The organism is Xanthomonas sp. SHU 199 (assembly GCF_000364665.1).
GTDB classification, from domain to species: domain Bacteria; phylum Pseudomonadota; class Gammaproteobacteria; order Xanthomonadales; family Xanthomonadaceae; genus Xanthomonas_A; species Xanthomonas_A sontii.
On record NZ_AQOI01000863.1, the window covers coordinates 1 to 320 of the forward strand.

Below are 320 nucleotides of genomic sequence, written 5' to 3' on the forward strand. Positions count from 1 at the left end.
CGCCGCGGCCGCCGCCGCGCTGCGCCAGGCCGAGGCGCTGGCACGCGCCAGCGGCACCCGCCTGCTGCAACTGCAGGTCCAGGTACACGCGGCGCACGACGAACCCGCGCTCGCCGCGCTGGAGGGCGACGTCGCCCGCCTGGGCAATGCCGGGCTGCGCCTGCGCTATCTGCAGCAGGCGCTGCGCTACGGCGCGGCCGACCAGGTCGCGGCGCGCTATGCGCAGGCGCAGGCCCTGATGCTGCGCGGCAGCCCGCTGTTCGCCGCCGCCCTGCACACGCAGGCCGCGCAGCGCCTGGACGCGCTCGGCGACCACGCCG

The 320-nt window shown here is 78.8% G+C and carries 1 protein-coding gene; it reads left to right on the forward strand.

Translation table 11 applies throughout. The features are described from left to right. Positions 1-320, forward strand: a 320-nt coding sequence (locus tag D183_RS26790) for a hypothetical protein (protein WP_039729627.1), incomplete at both ends; no start/stop codon positions are given.